The following is a 14,355-nucleotide window of genomic DNA, read 5'->3' on the forward strand; positions in this document are numbered from 1 at the left end:
TCCTTTGCACGCCGCTGCCGGGGCGGCAACGCCCACCCTGCCGCCGCAGTCCAAATTTGATTTCGGTGGGAGCACACTTTCCGCAAATCCTGTTCGTTCCGGAAATTAACGCATTTCAGGCAAGGCCTTGGCAACTAACAGCAGAGCCGAACCGGCTAATCGGACCGCATAATTTGGTGCAATGCCCTGCGCGCGCAGTCCGCACCGGGCCGCAAACGCACCGCTAAGCGTAGTTTCCAAGTCAGTGCACAGGGCGGGCTACCGGCTTTTTGCCGGCTGTCCGCTCGCCTTTCGCGCCGGTAGTTCTACCGACGAGCGGACAGCCGGCGAAAAGCCGGCAGCCCGCACCCAACAAGCTGTACCCTGACTTGGAAACCGCTCTAAGCGCAACCCTACAGCAATAAGGCGGGGCAGCCTTGCGCGCGTTGGAACAGGCCTCCGAACGCCTCACTTGAAATAATATCGGCCCCCGGCAAGCTTAAAAGTGACGGGGCGGCGGCGGGCCACGGCCGCCACCGCCGGCCTTGTGCATATGTTTGGGGCCCCAACTACGTACACCCTGGCATGAACCGTTTTCTCTCCTGGGCGCTGGCGCTGGCCGCCCCCTGCTTGGCCGCGCTGCCCCTGGCCGCCGGGGCCCAGGCCCTACCCCGCCCCGATTTTGCGGGCCTCTACCGCGACGTGCCGCGCGTGATGCTGGACGTGCGCCGCGAGGTCGACAGCCTGCGCCTGTACGTGCGCCTGCCCGCCGGCACGGCCGTGGGCCAGCTGCGCGTGGCGGCCTGGGCCAGCTACGAGGCCCCCGCCCCACAGTGGCAGGACAGCATCCCGCGGGCACGGCAGCACCGGCGGCCCGACGCCACGGGCGGCACCCGCGCCAGCTTCTGCGTGGCGGCGGCGCGGGTACCGGTGGGCACCGTGCTGCAAGTGCAGGTGGGCCCCGTGGGCCCGGCCGGGGGCCCGCAAAACGCGGCCACCACCACCTGGCTGCCCCTCACGGCCGAGCGCCTGGCCCGCCCGTTCATCGTCACCGACTCAGCAGGGCTGCCGCTGCTGCGCGGCTACGTGCGGGCCGGCGAGACGTTTCGGGTGGATAACTACGGGCTGATCCAGCCCCTGCGGCTGCGGCGCTACGCCGTGCCGCCCACCCCCGCCCTGCCGCCTATGACGAACCCCGCCACCGTAGTAGGGCCCCCATCAACCCTGCCCCTGCTCGACTCGGCCGCGGCCCGCACCGGCCAGCTGCTGCGCTGCGACGACCCCAGCCTGCTGGCTCTGCGCGTGGGCGGCCTCGGCGGCCAGGCCCCGCGCACCCTAGCCCTGCTAGTGGTAAACGGCGACTACCCCAACCTGCGCACCGCCAAGCAGCTCGTCGAGCCCCTGCGCTACCTCACCAGCACCGCCGAGCACCAGCGCCTGGCCGCCGCCGCCGACCCCAAGCGCGCCGTGGACGGCTTCTGGCTGAACGCCGCCCACGACAACCAGCCGCTGGGCAAAACCATGATTCGCAACTACTACGGCCGCGTGGCAGCCGCCAACCGCCTCTTTGCCGCCCACAAAGCCGGCTTCCTCACCGACCGCGGCTTGCTATACGTGGTGCTGGGGGCCCCGCAGGGCGTGCGCCGCCTGGCCAGCAGCGAGGAGCAGTGGTCGTACGCCAACGTGGGCAACGCGGGGCCCCTCACCTTCAGCTTCCGGCCCCGGCCGAGTACCTTTGCACCGGATAATTACGAATTAGTGCGCCGCCCCGAGTACGAAAAACCTTGGTTCGGCGCCGTGGAGCAATGGAGAAACGCACAGACCGCCCCGAGCGCCCCGACCGACCCCAGCGGCCGGTAACTGGCCGCCGCTTTTACGACGAGCAAAACCGGCCCGTCACGCCCAAGCAATTCCGCCCCGACCGCGACGCGGCCGACGGCTTTGCCGAAGAAGCGCGTGCCCGCCCCCGCGGCCGCGGCGGCAGCGACAACCAGCCCGACCAGCCCGACCGCAGCAGCGCCCCCGCCCGCCGCGACGGCGCCGCCCGCCCCCCCTACCGCCAGGACCGACCCGAGCGCGGCGAGCGTTCCGGGCATTTCGACCGCGACGAGCGCCCTCGCTACGAGAATAGGGCCCCGCAGCCCGACCGCAGCATCGACATGCTGTTTGGCCTGCGCCCCATTTTGGAGGCGCTGAACGCGGGCCGCACGCTGGAAAAAATCTTCCTGCTGCGCGGCACCAAAAACAGCCTCGTGGGCGACATCTCGACGCTGGCCCGCACAGCCGGTATTCAGGTACAGCAGGTGCCGGTGGAAAAGCTCGACGGCCTTACCCGCAAAAACCACCAGGGCGCGGTGGCCTTCGTGTCGCCCATCGACTACGCTCCGCTCGACAACCTGCTCAGCGGCTTGTTTGAGGAAGGCAAGGTGCCGTTCCTGCTGCTGCTCGACCGCATCACCGACGTACGCAACTTCGGCGCCATTGCCCGCACCGCCGAGTGCCTGGGCGTGCAGGCGCTGGTAGTGCCCAGCCACGGCGCCGCCCAAATCAACGGCGACGCCCTCAAAACCTCCGCCGGGGCCCTCAATATCTTGCCCGTGTGCCGCGAGGCCAACTTGCAGGAAACCATTCGCTTCCTCCAGCAATCGGGCGTAACGGTGGTAGCCTGCTCCGAAAAAGCCACCGAAGCCGTGGGCGCCGCCGAGGTCGATTTCTCGGGCCCCGTGGCCGTGCTCATGGGCTCGGAAGAAGACGGCATCGCTCCCGAACTCCTCCGCCTGGCCGACGTGCGCCTGAAAGTGCCCATGACCGGCCAAATCCAGTCGCTGAACGTGAGCGTGGCAGCGGGCATCATGCTATTTGAAGTGGCCCGCCAGCGGGTAGCATCAGAATAGTTATCGTGTTGATTCAGTGGCGAACCGAGTACTGAATTGGCTATTATTTTGCATTATCCTCCTCACCTTATTTGGTTGGCTAAATAACCGAGTCAGTTATAAATACGAAGCTGACCTAATGGAAACATTCGCAATCGTTGAGCACCGCCCTCAAGCCGATATTATAGCAATTCACGCCCGGGGACAGCAACTTGACAAGGAGCTGCATATCACCAAAATACTGCTGACTGGATCAATTATATTGTTAGTCAGCAACATCACAAGAAATATACTAAGCAACAATAAACGTAAACATACCTAAAAAAGGCCTTCCCACTGGGAAGGCCTTTTTTGCGTTTGCATTAACAAACAACCGCAAAGCCGGCTGTTAAATGTCAATTGATAACTGTTAATTGCATTAATTGTACCCCGTGCCCTTCTTCGCCTTTACGTCGGCCACAAATTCCTTCACGCGCTGCTCTTCGCTGCGCTTGCAGATGAGCAGCACGTTGTCGTACTCGGCGATGATGTAGTCTTCGAGGCCCTGCACTACTACGAGGCGCTCGGACGGGGTTTTGATGACGCAGCCGGTGGTGTCGTACAGCAGCACATCGCCGTTCACCATGTTGCCGTTGGCGTCTTGCTGGCCAATGCGGTGCAGCGAATCCCAGGTGCCCACGTCGCTCCAGCCGAAGTCGGCGGGCAGCACATATACGTTGTCGGCCTTCTCCATGATGCCGTAATCGATGCTGATGTTGGCGCAGCGCGCATAGGCCTCGCTGATGAAGGCTTCCTCCTGGGGCGTGCCCAGGGCCCCGGCGCCGTCCTCAAACACCTCGGCCATATCGCCCAGGTACTGGCGGAAGGCGTTCAGAATGGTATCGGCGCGCCACACAAACAGGCCCGAATTCCAGAGGAAGTCGCCGCTGTCAACGAACATCTTGGCCAGCTCCAGATTAGGTTTCTCGGTGAAGGTCTTCACTTTGTGCAGCTGGCCGCAGGGCAGGCTCTGCGAATCCATGTACTGGATGTAGCCGTAGCCCGTGTCGGGCCGCGAGGGGTGGATGCCCAGCGTCACGAGCACATCGTGGTGGCGGGCGGCGTCCACGGCCAGGCCCATCACGCGCCGGAATTCCGCTTCGTTGGATACCGCGTGGTCGGCGGGCGTTACAATGATGATGGCCTGGGGGTCGCGCTGGGCAATGCGATAGCTGGCGTAGGCAATGCAGGGGGCCGTGTTACGCCCGATGGGCTCGCCCAAAATCTGGTCGGCCGGCATCTGGGGCAGGTGCTGCTGCACGAGTTGCACATAGTCGCGGTTGGTCACCACGAACACGTTTTCGGCCGGGCAGAGGCCGGCGAAGCGGTCCACAGTTACTTGCAGCATGGAGCGGCCGGTGCCCAGCACATCGTGAAATTGCTTGGGATGGTTGGTGCGGCTGAACGGCCAGAACCGGCTGCCAATGCCACCGGCCATCACAACGAGGTAAGTCGAATTCATAGGTGTTACAACATAGTGATATTGCCGCGGCAAGTTAAGAGTCGTTTACACAAGTCCCTCCCGCAGCAGGTCGTGCAAGTGGATAAAGCCGGCAAACTGCTCATTTTCCAAGACAACGAGTTGCGTGATGTTGCGGGCCTGCATCCGCGCCAGGGCCTCGGCGGCAAACTCGTCGATGCCGATGGTGGCCGGCGCGGGGGTGAGGATGTCGCGGGCGCGTACCGTTTCCAGGTCGGCTAGGTGGCCGCCGAGCATCCGCCGCAAATCGCCATCGGTGATGATGCCGGCCAGGGCCCCGGCGCCGTCGAGCACGGCGGTAGCCCCCAGGCGCTTGCCCGAAATTTCGAGCAGTACCTCCCGCAGCGGCGCGTCGAGGCCCACACGCGGGCGCTGGTTTTGGCGGCTCAGGTCGCCCACGGTGAGGTAGAGCTTTTTGCCGAGCGTGCCGCCGGGGTGCAGCCGGGCAAAGTCCTGGGCCGAGAACTGGCGGCTTTCGAGCAGGCACACGGCCAGGGCGTCGCCCAGGGCCAGGGCGGCGGTGGTGCTGGTAGTGGGGGCCAGGTCATGGGGGCAAGCCTCGCGGGCCACCGGGGCGTGCAGCACGTAATCGGCCTGCTGGGCCAGGTACGAGTTGGCGTTGCTTACGAGGGCCGCTAGCGGCACGCCCTTACGGCGCAGCAGCGGCACGAGCACCTTGATTTCGGGTGTATCGCCGCTTTTACTGATGGCCACGACAAAATCCTGGGCCTGAATCATGCCCAGGTCGCCGTGAATGGCGTCGGCCGCGTGCATGAACAGGGCCGGCGTGCCCGTGCCGTTGAGCGTGGCCACGATTTTGCCGGCGATGTGCGCGCTTTTGCCCACGCCCGTCACCACCACGCGGCCCGAAAGGCCCAAAATGGCCGCCACGCAGCGGGCAAAATCGGGGGTGGCGCCTACGGCGTCGGCTACGGCGTAAAGGGCCGTGGCTTCTTCGTGCAGCACGTGGCGGGCCACGGCCAGTACATCGACGGCGGCGGCTACGGGAGTAGTGGAATGGAGCGTGGACATGGTAGGCAGGGCGAAACTACCGCAAAGGTGGGGCCGAATACCCGGTGCCGATGGCCAGTGCCCCCCCCCGGGCCCGGCCAGCCGCCGGCAAGCAATAAAGCGCATTGCTTGCCGGGCAACTCCCGGGTTGTGCAACATGCTACCCCCAGCGCGCTGCTTGGCCAGGCCGGGGCCCCGGGGCGTGGCCGGGGCCCCGGCCAAGTAGCCGCCAACGGCCTACATGGTATGGTTGAGCAACGCAAAGTTTTTCCGCAGAATTATGGGGATATGAACAAAAAAGGGGCTTTAAAAAGCGCCAGTGCTTATCTTCGTTATCAGCCGCTGCTCCTATATTAATCACCTGCCTTAACTACATCATGCCTTCACAACCCCTGGTTGCAGCCCCCGAACGGGCGGCGACGCTCAAGCATACCCTGAAAGAAGTATTTGGCTACGGCCAATTTCGGGGCACCCAGGAGGCGGTGATTCACAACGTGCTGAGCGGTAGCAACACGTTCGTCATCATGCCCACGGGGGCGGGCAAAAGCCTGTGCTACCAGCTACCGGCCCTGGTAGTGCCAGGCACGGCCATCGTTATCTCGCCGCTTATTGCCTTGATGAAGAACCAGGTAGACCAACTGGGGGCCTTTGGGGTGAATGCGCAGGTGTACAACTCGACGCTCACCAAAACTGAGATGACGCGGGTGCGCAAAGACGTAATGAACGGCGCCGTGCGCCTGCTCTACGTGGCCCCCGAAAGCCTGACGAAGGAAGATACCATTGCCTTTTTGCAGAAAACGGCCATCTCGTTCGTGGCCATCGACGAGGCCCACTGCATCTCGGAATGGGGCCACGATTTCCGGCCCGAGTACCGCAAGATTCGCGGCATTATTGACAACTTAGGCGGCAACATTCCCATCATTGCCCTCACGGCCACGGCCACGCCCAAGGTGCAGCTCGACATCCAGAAGAACCTGCAGATGGACGACGCGAGCGTGTTCAAAACCTCGTTCAACCGCACCAACCTCTATTACGAGGTCCGGGCCAAGCACAACACCAAGAAGCAGCTGATTCAGTACGTGAAGCAGCACAAAGGCAAAGCGGGCATCATTTACTGCCTGTCGCGCAAGAAAGTAGAAGAAATTGCGGAGCTGTTGCGCGTCAACGACGTGCGCGCCCGCCCCTACCATGCCGGCCTCGACCCGCACACCCGCATGAGCAACCAGGACGCGTTCCTGAACGAGGACTGCGACGTGATTGTGGCCACCATCGCCTTCGGCATGGGCATCGACAAGCCCGATGTGCGCTTCGTGATTCACTACGACGTGCCCAAATCTATCGAGGGCTACTACCAGGAAACCGGCCGCGGCGGCCGCGACGGCCTGGAGGGCAACTGCCTGATGTTCTACAGCTACGACGACATTCTGAAGCTCGAAAAATTCAGCAAAGACAAGCCCGTGACTGAGCGCGACAACGCGCACCAGCTGCTGGCCGAAATGACCAACTACGCCGAAAGCGCGGTGTGCCGCCGCCGGCAACTGCTGCACTACTTCGGCGAAACACTGGAGCAGGACTGTGGCTTTTGCGACAACTGCAAGCACCCCAAGGAGCGGTTTGAGGGTAGCGAGGCCGTGGGCCTGGCCCTACGCGCGATGGTGCAAACGGAGGCCCGCTTCAACCTCACGCATGCGGGGCAGGTACTGCTGGGCCTCAGCAACCCGCACATCGAGAGCTACGCCCACAACGCGCTGCCGGTGTACGGCCAGGGCAAGGCCCTGGGCGACGCGCAGTTCTGGCACTCGGTGCTGCGCCAGTGCCTGCTCAACGGCTTTCTAGAAAAGGACATCGATAGCATCGGGCTGGTACGGATGACGGAAAAGGGCATGGATTTTATCGAAAACCCGCAGTCCATCACGCTCACAAAGGACCACAACTTTGAAGCCGAGCAAAAGGCTGACGAGGATAAAGAAGAAGAGCAGCAAGCCGCTGGCCACGACGAAGCCTTGTTCGTACAGCTCAAGGAGTTGCGCAAGCAAGTGGCCAAGCAGAAAGACCTGCCGCCCTACGTGCTCTTCCAGGACCCCAGCCTGAAGGAGATGGCCACCACCTACCCCACCAGCCTCGCCGACCTGACGCACGTGGCGGGCGTGGGCCAGGGCAAGGCCCAGAAATTTGGGGCCCCGTTTGTGGCGGCCATCAAGAAGTACGTGGAGGACAACGACATCGAAACGGCGTCGGACGTGGTGATTAAGTCGGCGGTGAACCGCTCAAAGATCAAAATCTACGTCATCCAGCAAATCGACAAGAAGACGATGCTGGATGACATTGCTTCCTCCAAGGGCATCAGCATGGCCGAGCTGATGGAGGAAATTGAGCACATCTGCTACGCCGGCACGCGCCTAAACATCGACTACTACCTGGAGGAAATGGTGGACGAGGACAAGCAGGACGAGATTTACGACTATTTCATGACGGCTACCACCGATAACATTGCCGTGGCCCTGAGGGAGTTGGGCGCCGATGATTACTCGGAGGAGGAAATACGCCTCGTACGCGTCAAGTTCCTGAGCGAGGTGGCTAACTAGACCACAGATTGAACGGATTTTAACGGATTAAACAGACTTTTTTGGGTTCCGATCCTTAGTGGATTTTGATGGAGCAGGCGGTTGATTTGACGGGCTACAATGATTTGACGCACCGAATAATTGGCTGCGCGATGACGGTGCACTGCAAGTTAGGGCTTGGGTTTCCGGAGGTTGTTTACCAACGGGCACTGGCCATTGAGCTTTTCAAGCAGGGGCTGAAGGCCGAACGGGAAGCGGAATTATCCATTTATACTGCTCACGAAGTGGAATGCGAAAATGAAGTAGGGTGCGGGGCTTGCCCCCGCCCGTCGTTGAACGGCTCAGTCGACTTTCGTTCAACGACGGGCGGGGACAAGCCCCGCACCCTACTTCGTGACGAGTATACTATGGCAACGAAAAAGTCGGCTCCCGCAGAGCCGACTTTTTCGTTGATGGGCGGGTATTGGTTGAAATGAAGGCCGTGCTGCTCGGAGCCGAGCAAGTAGCGGCCGGCTGGAGCCCTCAGTCGCCGCTGCCCGGGGGGCAGCCGGCGCACTGGCCGCCGGGCGCCTCCCCCCCGAGCAGGGCTTCGGTTTCGAGCAGCAGGGCCATTATTTCTACCAGCTCTTGCAACTGGCCCATTTTGAGGTGGGTGAACACCAGGGCCAGACGGTCGGCGCGGGTGCGCAGGGCCACGCAGCGGACCCCTGCATCGATGACCGACCGCTGGGCGGCTTGGTAGGCGGTGGCAGCTACCACGTCGCGGAAATCCACGAACTCGGGCGGGGTAAGGGCCATGGCCACCGTGCCGAAGCACAGGTGCAAGTAGCCCGTGTGCGGGCAGCGCACGCGGTAGCCGAACTCGTTATGGTCCAGAAATTTCGCCATAATTAAGCAGCGCTTTTTTAATTTATTAGTCATTGGTTGCCAATAACTAGCGTAGTCGTAGCTAATTGACAATTAACTGATGCGGGCAACTGGCAACCCGTTTGCTTCTTATAGCGCGGCCACCAGGGCCCGCCACGCCGCCAGCTCGGGCACGCCCGGCTTGCGCTGGCCAAACATGAGCAGGAGGTTGCGCCCGTGGGCATCGAACAGCTCCAACGAAGTCACTACACCGTCGGCGGTGGGCTTTTGCACCACCCAGCTTTCGGCCACGTCTTCTAGCTTAAGATGCAGGTTAAATTTGGGGTCAAGCACGTTCAGCCAGGGGCCCATGGGCACGATTTTGTGCACCAGGCCGGTGTGAATCTGGATGCAGCCGCGGCTGGCCACGAACAGCATGATGCCCAGCCCCTGGGCCGCGGCGGCGCGCAGGGCCCCGTCGATGGCGGCGGCGGGCACGCGGCGCAGCAGTTCGGGGGGCCCTAGGCGCAGAGCCTGGGTGCGGCTCACGCCAAACTGGCGCAGCAGGCCAAAAAAGGCGTGCGTGTCCTGCATGCCGCGCCACGCGGCCCGGAAGCTGGCCACGTCGATGGTGTCGTCCGGGGCTTCGGGAGTTTCGGCGGGGGCGGGTTGCAGGACCAGCGCAGGGCCCTGGGTTTCGGCGCGGAAGCGGGTCACCAAGGCGTCGTAAGCAGCGTAGTCGCTGGCCTCGGTGAGGCAGATTTTATGCAGCGCCTCGCCATCAACGCCGAAGAACTGGAGGCTGCAGCGGCCGTTTTCGCTCACCGCGAAGGCGTGCTTCCAGTGCATCATGAACAGGCGCAGGTCGATGTCTTCGCCCAGCACCAAGCCCATGGGGCCCTGAAACGACACGTCGCGGTAAGTGCCCTGGCGCTCGTGCACCACGCTGTCGTTGCGGGTGAGGGCCATGACGTGGCCCAGGGCGGGCACCGCCAGCAGGATTTCCTGGAAGTCGGCCGCGAGGGCCACGGCGGGCGCCTCGGGCTGGCCGGTGCAACCGGTGGCCAGCAGCGCGGCCTCGCCCACGCGCAGGGCCTGGGCGGCGTCGCGGATGCGGCTTTTGGGGTGGGCGAGCTTGAATTCGGCCCAGCGGTTAGCCAGGGAAGTGGGAGCGGTTAGGGGTTCCATAGGAGGTTGATTAAGCGCGGCAATGACTGAAAGCTATGGCGTTTAGGGGCCCAGACGGAACCCGGGGGATTTACCCCATCTTTTTAATAATGAGCGGAAACCCCTCGCCAGGGTGCGGCAGCAGCTCTACCTCTATCCCGAAAGCCAGCTCAATGTTTTCGGGCGTGAGCACCGCGGCCACGGGGCCCTGGGCCACCGGCCGACCGCGGTAGAGCAGTAAAATTTCGGCAGCGTACCGGACGGTCAGGTTGAGGTCGTGCAGCAGCACCGTTACCACCGCAGAGCCGCGCCGCGCCGGCGCTGGGCCGCAGCTCGCCGATGAGCAGGCGCAGCAGCGTAGACTTGTCCGCCTCGTTGGCCCCCACCACGGCCAGCACGTGCCCGGGGCGGGGCGGGCCAGATACCTGTTGCAGCAGCGTTTTCCGGCCGGTTTGGTAGGTTAGGTTTTCGAGTTCGAGCATAAGCGCAGGGGAGTTTAGTTGCTGGTTATCAGTTGCTCGTTGCCGTTCTTATATTTTATAGAAGCGCTAACAACTGATAACGAGCAACTGACAACTCAAGCGAGGCGCCGCTTTTCGCGCAGCAAAATCCAGAGGAAAACGGGGGGGGCCAGCAAAGCTGTGAGGATACCGATGGGCACCTCGGCGGGCGCCGCGGCGGTGCGCGCCAGTGTGTCGGCCAGCAACCAGCACGGCCGCGCCGCCCAGCGCCGAGCCGGGCAGCACGGTGCGGTTGCCGGGACCTGCCGCCAGGCGCACCAGGTGCGGCAGCACCAGCCCCAGGAAAACGATGCTGCCCGCCACCGCCACCGATGCGCCCACCGCTAGCGTGGCCAGCACCACCAGCTGCTGCTTGCGCCGCGCCACCGGCAGGCCCAGGTGGGCCGCCTGGGCCTCGCCCAAGGCCAAAAGATTCAGGCTTCCGCCCAGGCGCGGCAGCAGCAGCCCGGCCATTAAGGGGCACGATGCCCAGCACCACCAGCCGCAAAGCACCACTTAGGCTGCCCAGGCCCCAAAACGTGATGAAGCGCAGCTGGGCATCGGTGGCGGTGTAGGTGAGCAGGCCGATGAGGGCCCCGGCTGAGGCATTGACGGCCACCGATGCCCAGCTGCATGGTACTCCTTTCGGTGGTGGTCCAAAGTGGGGTGATATTCTATTTTCAGTTATTAGCGCGTTCTGATGGGAACCACTTGAATAGCGTCAGAAAAGCGGAAAACAGCGTGTCAAGAAGCAGAATTAAATGCTGGAATCACCCCACTTTGGACCACCGCCCTCCCTTCATGCGGCCCTCGGTGCGGGCCAGGCGGTACACGGCCAGCGTGGTGGCGCAGGCCCCCACGGAGACCGCGGCAGGCAGTAGCGGCAGCCAGGGAAAGCGGAGGGGGAAAGGAAAGGGCATTGGCTTTATTTATAATAATTCTAAATATTGGCAAAGGCATTCGCTCGCCGCAAATCCACGATATTTATCTGGAATATTTCTAAATAATAAAAAAATCTATTAAAAAAAGCCACCCCGGTTAGGAAGTGGCTTTTAGGGCATTAGGGCCGGCTATGGCCTTAGCAGTATTCTTCGAAGGCGCCTTGGAGGTTGTTAACGATGCGGGTGAGGTCGTTGCCTTCGATGTGATAGCGCTCAATCATGTGCACCAGCTCGCCATCCTTAAATAGCCCGATGCAGGGCGACGAGGGCGGGTAGGGCAGCAGATGCTCGCGCATTTTGGCCACGGCTTCGGTTTCCATGCCTGCAAACACGGTCACGAGCTTACCGGGCTTTTTGTCGGAGCTGGCGAGGGCCATTTTGAGGGCGGGGCGGGCCTTGGAAGCGGCGCAGCCGCACACCGAGTTCACGGCCACTAGCACGGTGCCTTCGGTAGCAGCCAAGCTGGCGTCCACGTCGGCGGGGGTCATAAGCTGCTCAAAGCCCACATCCGTCAGGTCTTGGCGAATGGGGGCCACCATGTATTCGGGGTAAACTGCCATAGTAGTAGAAATAAAGAGAGTGCGGAGCAACGACTGAGAAATCCAGCCGTTGGCGGCATGAACAAAGATACACACGCCTGGCCGGGTGCTAAAGCCACCGGCTGGACAAAAGGTTCGGGCCGGGGCCCTTGGTTGGTTGATGCATGCAACTGGTCGGCGGACCGAGGGCTCCGAGGTGGCGCCTGGTATTTTATTTGCACGCCCCGGCCACCCGCGCCCGCAGTCGTTTCTACGCGCTAGCTTTTCCCTCATCCAACTCACTGCACGAGCCTTACTGCGGTCGGTTACTTCGGGCGCGTGGCGCTGCCGGGGCCCTTGGCGTGGGCCACCACGGGCCCCGACCTTTAGCGACGCTCGCTACCGTTCGCCCCTACTTATGGGCCGAAACGCTTTTTGCCAATTCACCTGCTGGCCCCGTCCTGCTCAAAACTTCGCGCTACCAGCTTCATATCTGGCAAGCAGCTCTCGCATGGCCCGCACAAGGCTAAAGTCAAGATGAGTACCTAGCCCAAATTAACTACGCACTAATTCGAATGCAATAATTTAATTATCAATAAGAAAGCCAAGAACTCAACACTTAACCAGGAATACTGGGCATGGGAGGGCCATCCCGCAACTCCTGCAACGCCAGCTGCCAGAGGGCTTCGTAAGGGATAATTTCCACCTCCGCGAAGGCTTCACCGGGAGGTGGGGCATCTTCTAGTTGCTTCAGCAACGCAGAGGCCTGCCGGGCGCTACGCACCGGATCAAACTCTTGATCCACAACAAGCAGCAGCAGCCGCAGAAACAGCCGGGTGCGCAGGTTGGCCGCCTCGCGCAAATGGCGCTGCTGGTACTTGCGCAGGCGGTCGGCGCGCAGCAGCACGGCGTCGAGGTCGCGCTGGCGCAGGAAGTACAGCACCTGCATCACCAAAATGGCCACGTTGTGGCCCCGCTTGTCGCGGCTATACTCAGGAATGGCGAGGGCCCACTCCTCCATTTGCCGCCGCCGCACCGGCGTGGGCCGGGCCGAGGGCTGCACAAAATCGACGTAGGCCCGGAAAAGCTCCCAGCGCTGCTGCGCCGCCGCCCGCTGCTTGCCAAAGCTAACGTTGCCGGTGGCCGTTTGCAGCACTTGCCGCGCCTGCGCGTAGTCGCCCGCGTGTAGCGCCAGCAACAGGTAGTGCTCCTGGAAATAAAACCAGTTACCCGAAGAAGGGTGAAAATCCTTGTCGTACACCGCCGCCAGCTTCAAGCCTTTTTCCGCCTGCCGGCTCAGTAAGTGGGCATACACGCTCATGAAGTGGTTGAAGCGCACGTCGAACCGGCGCGGGTTCAACTTACCCGCCTTAAGCTGCCGCGCCGCTTCCGCCGTGATTTTGATGATTTCGGCATAATTACCCGTCAACTCCTGCTGAGCCAAACGGACTTGATACAAGTAGTTATTGGTATTGAATGACTTAGCCTTTTGGTGTAGCGCTTCTAGCCTAGTTAAGTACCCTGAAATCAATGGCAATAAAACCCGCCGCATTTTTACTGTTCCCGCCATCGCCAGCTGAACATTGCTGTATATGTCATCGGCCTCTTCCTCGCAGGAGCGCACGTCCTGCAACCCTTTCAGTGTCTTCGATATTGCTCGATAACTAGGTCTCTTTTGCTGCTGGGCGTACAGGAGTCTCAATAAGCTAGCAGCATGAATTGCATACTTAGTAAATCCATCACGTTGGGCCAACTCCAAACATTTGCCAAGCAAGCGGGTGGCTAGTACGTACTCACTTTCGTTAGATAGAATAACTGCTTTGTGCAGCAAACCCAAGCATTCTAACTCATAACGTCTTGAAACTAAATGTCTTTGATCTGAATTATCAAGAAAATATAGGTGATTTAATAGTTTAGCAGTGACCCTAGAATGCAATTTTCGAAAAGACGCTTCTGTACTAGCACTTCCCTTACCATAAAGCGTCCGTACCAATTGCGCACGTGTTGATTCTTGACCTTCGACCAGAGCGGTCACCAACTTATTTTCCTTCATTTTCTCCCCTGCATCAAAATCCAAGAGAGGCAGTAAGGGCAATTTTCGAGACGTTACTATGCGCGCTAGGTTTCTCGATTCTTTCATAACACACCACGATTGACTAGAGAGCTATTCCGCACTCCGCAGCAAATATCTTCAAATAACCTTATCCTACAGGAATAATGAAACTCTGCACCGTGAGCTTGCGCAGCATTTCTTCAATTATGAAAATATTTTAGTGCAACTTTCATATTCCTAATGTCACTTTTTACTGTCTTTTTGCAACGTAAAATAGTTTTATACAAGTAAAAGTAGGTACTATAAAGATATAAGACGAATACTTTATAAAATAATTTATAATTTGTAATTATATAATTATAGTCACTATTCTTCTATTAGTGT

The 14,355-nt window shown here is 60.8% G+C and carries 13 protein-coding genes and 1 pseudogene; 4 read left to right on the plus strand and 10 right to left on the minus strand.

Features of this window, described 5'->3' with window-relative positions; all coding sequences use genetic code 11:
• Nucleotides 1-564 precede the first annotated feature (564 nt).
• Nucleotides 565-1,839, plus strand: a complete 1,275-nt coding sequence (locus DDQ68_RS11840; RefSeq protein ID WP_109656493.1) for a GWxTD domain-containing protein — start codon at nt 565-567, stop codon at nt 1,837-1,839.
• Nucleotides 1,785-2,873 carry a 23S rRNA (guanosine(2251)-2'-O)-methyltransferase RlmB gene (rlmB, locus tag DDQ68_RS11845; RefSeq protein WP_342767394.1) on the plus strand — a complete coding sequence of 363 codons (1,089 nt, stop codon included), beginning with the start codon at nt 1,785-1,787 and terminating at the stop codon, nt 2,871-2,873. Before DDQ68_RS11840 ends, rlmB begins: the two co-directional genes overlap by 55 nt.
• Nucleotides 2,874-3,270: 397 nt before the next feature.
• On the opposite strand, the gene DDQ68_RS11850 is transcribed toward rlmB, so the two are convergent.
• Both DDQ68_RS11850 and DDQ68_RS11855 read right to left on the minus strand, forming a co-directional pair.
• Nucleotides 3,271-4,353 carry a mannose-1-phosphate guanylyltransferase gene (locus DDQ68_RS11850; RefSeq protein ID WP_109656494.1) on the minus strand — a complete coding sequence of 361 codons (1,083 nt, stop codon included), beginning with the start codon at nt 4,351-4,353 and terminating at the stop codon, nt 3,271-3,273.
• Nucleotides 4,354-4,398: 45 nt separating this feature from the next.
• Nucleotides 4,399-5,403, minus strand: a complete 1,005-nt coding sequence (locus DDQ68_RS11855; RefSeq protein WP_109656495.1) for a KpsF/GutQ family sugar-phosphate isomerase — start codon at nt 5,401-5,403, stop codon at nt 4,399-4,401.
• A 356-nt stretch (nt 5,404-5,759) separates the two neighbouring features.
• On the opposite strand from DDQ68_RS11855, the gene recQ reads away from it, so the two are divergent.
• Nucleotides 5,760-7,967 carry a DNA helicase RecQ gene (recQ, locus tag DDQ68_RS11860; RefSeq protein ID WP_109656496.1) on the plus strand — a complete coding sequence of 736 codons (2,208 nt, stop codon included), beginning with the start codon at nt 5,760-5,762 and terminating at the stop codon, nt 7,965-7,967.
• Between the two features lie 131 nt (nt 7,968-8,098).
• On the plus strand, nt 8,099-8,422 hold the full coding sequence (locus DDQ68_RS11865) for a GxxExxY protein (RefSeq protein ID WP_245897439.1): 324 nt from the start codon (nt 8,099-8,101) through the stop codon (nt 8,420-8,422).
• Between the two features lie 46 nt (nt 8,423-8,468).
• Here DDQ68_RS11865 and DDQ68_RS11870 read toward each other — a convergent pair whose 3' ends face one another.
• The 8 genes and pseudogenes from DDQ68_RS11870 to DDQ68_RS11895 form a co-directional block, all read right to left on the minus strand.
• Nucleotides 8,469-8,834, minus strand: a complete 366-nt coding sequence (locus DDQ68_RS11870) for a hypothetical protein (protein ID WP_162550051.1) — start codon at nt 8,832-8,834, stop codon at nt 8,469-8,471.
• Between the two features lie 108 nt (nt 8,835-8,942).
• Complete coding sequence (locus DDQ68_RS11875) at nt 8,943-9,980, minus strand: hemin-degrading factor (RefSeq protein WP_109656499.1); 1,038 nt, start codon at nt 9,978-9,980, stop codon at nt 8,943-8,945.
• Nucleotides 9,981-10,050: 70 nt separating this feature from the next.
• Nucleotides 10,051-10,257: an ATP-binding cassette domain-containing protein gene (locus tag DDQ68_RS23880; RefSeq protein ID WP_245897024.1), complete on the minus strand. Its 207-nt coding sequence runs from the start codon at nt 10,255-10,257 to the stop codon at nt 10,051-10,053.
• A gap of 61 nt (nt 10,258-10,318) precedes the next feature.
• A pseudogene (locus tag DDQ68_RS24975) lies at nt 10,319-10,441 on the minus strand (heme ABC transporter ATP-binding protein); the annotation flags it as partial.
• Nucleotides 10,442-10,507: 66 nt separating this feature from the next.
• Nucleotides 10,508-10,933, minus strand: coding sequence for an iron chelate uptake ABC transporter family permease subunit (locus DDQ68_RS24980; protein WP_245897025.1), 426 nt, complete (start codon nt 10,931-10,933; stop codon nt 10,508-10,510).
• A 296-nt stretch (nt 10,934-11,229) separates the two neighbouring features.
• Nucleotides 11,230-11,379 (minus strand): hypothetical protein, encoded by a 150-nt coding sequence (locus DDQ68_RS22835; RefSeq protein WP_162550052.1) that lies wholly within the window; start codon nt 11,377-11,379, stop codon nt 11,230-11,232.
• Nucleotides 11,380-11,537: 158 nt separating this feature from the next.
• Nucleotides 11,538-11,960, minus strand: coding sequence for a BrxA/BrxB family bacilliredoxin (locus tag DDQ68_RS11890; RefSeq protein ID WP_109656501.1), 423 nt, complete (start codon nt 11,958-11,960; stop codon nt 11,538-11,540).
• A gap of 577 nt (nt 11,961-12,537) precedes the next feature.
• Nucleotides 12,538-13,377, minus strand: a complete 840-nt coding sequence (locus tag DDQ68_RS11895; protein ID WP_162550053.1) for a hypothetical protein — start codon at nt 13,375-13,377, stop codon at nt 12,538-12,540.
• Nucleotides 13,378-14,355 lie beyond the last annotated feature (978 nt).

Source organism: Hymenobacter nivis, assembly GCF_003149515.1.
GTDB lineage: Bacteria > Bacteroidota > Bacteroidia > Cytophagales > Hymenobacteraceae > Hymenobacter > Hymenobacter nivis.

Coding starts and splice junctions, on each gene's coding strand:
- DDQ68_RS22835 (WP_162550052.1), bottom strand. CDS start 11,379: ATGCCCTTTCCTTTCCCCCTCCGCTTTCCCTGGCTGCCGCTACTGCCT.
- DDQ68_RS11870 (WP_162550051.1), bottom strand. CDS start 8,834: ATGGCGAAATTTCTGGACCATAACGAGTTCGGCTACCGCGTGCGCTGC.
- DDQ68_RS11855 (WP_109656495.1), bottom strand. CDS start 5,403: ATGTCCACGCTCCATTCCACTACTCCCGTAGCCGCCGCCGTCGATGTA.
- DDQ68_RS11865 (WP_245897439.1), top strand. CDS start 8,099: ATGACGGTGCACTGCAAGTTAGGGCTTGGGTTTCCGGAGGTTGTTTAC.
- DDQ68_RS24980 (WP_245897025.1), bottom strand. CDS start 10,933: ATGGCCGGGCTGCTGCTGCCGCGCCTGGGCGGAAGCCTGAATCTTTTG.
- DDQ68_RS11890 (WP_109656501.1), bottom strand. CDS start 11,960: ATGGCAGTTTACCCCGAATACATGGTGGCCCCCATTCGCCAAGACCTG.
- DDQ68_RS11875 (WP_109656499.1), bottom strand. CDS start 9,980: ATGGAACCCCTAACCGCTCCCACTTCCCTGGCTAACCGCTGGGCCGAA.
- DDQ68_RS11840 (WP_109656493.1), top strand. CDS start 565: ATGAACCGTTTTCTCTCCTGGGCGCTGGCGCTGGCCGCCCCCTGCTTG.
- DDQ68_RS11850 (WP_109656494.1), bottom strand. CDS start 4,353: ATGAATTCGACTTACCTCGTTGTGATGGCCGGTGGCATTGGCAGCCGG.
- rlmB (WP_342767394.1), top strand. CDS start 1,785: ATGGAGAAACGCACAGACCGCCCCGAGCGCCCCGACCGACCCCAGCGG.
- recQ (WP_109656496.1), top strand. CDS start 5,760: ATGCCTTCACAACCCCTGGTTGCAGCCCCCGAACGGGCGGCGACGCTC.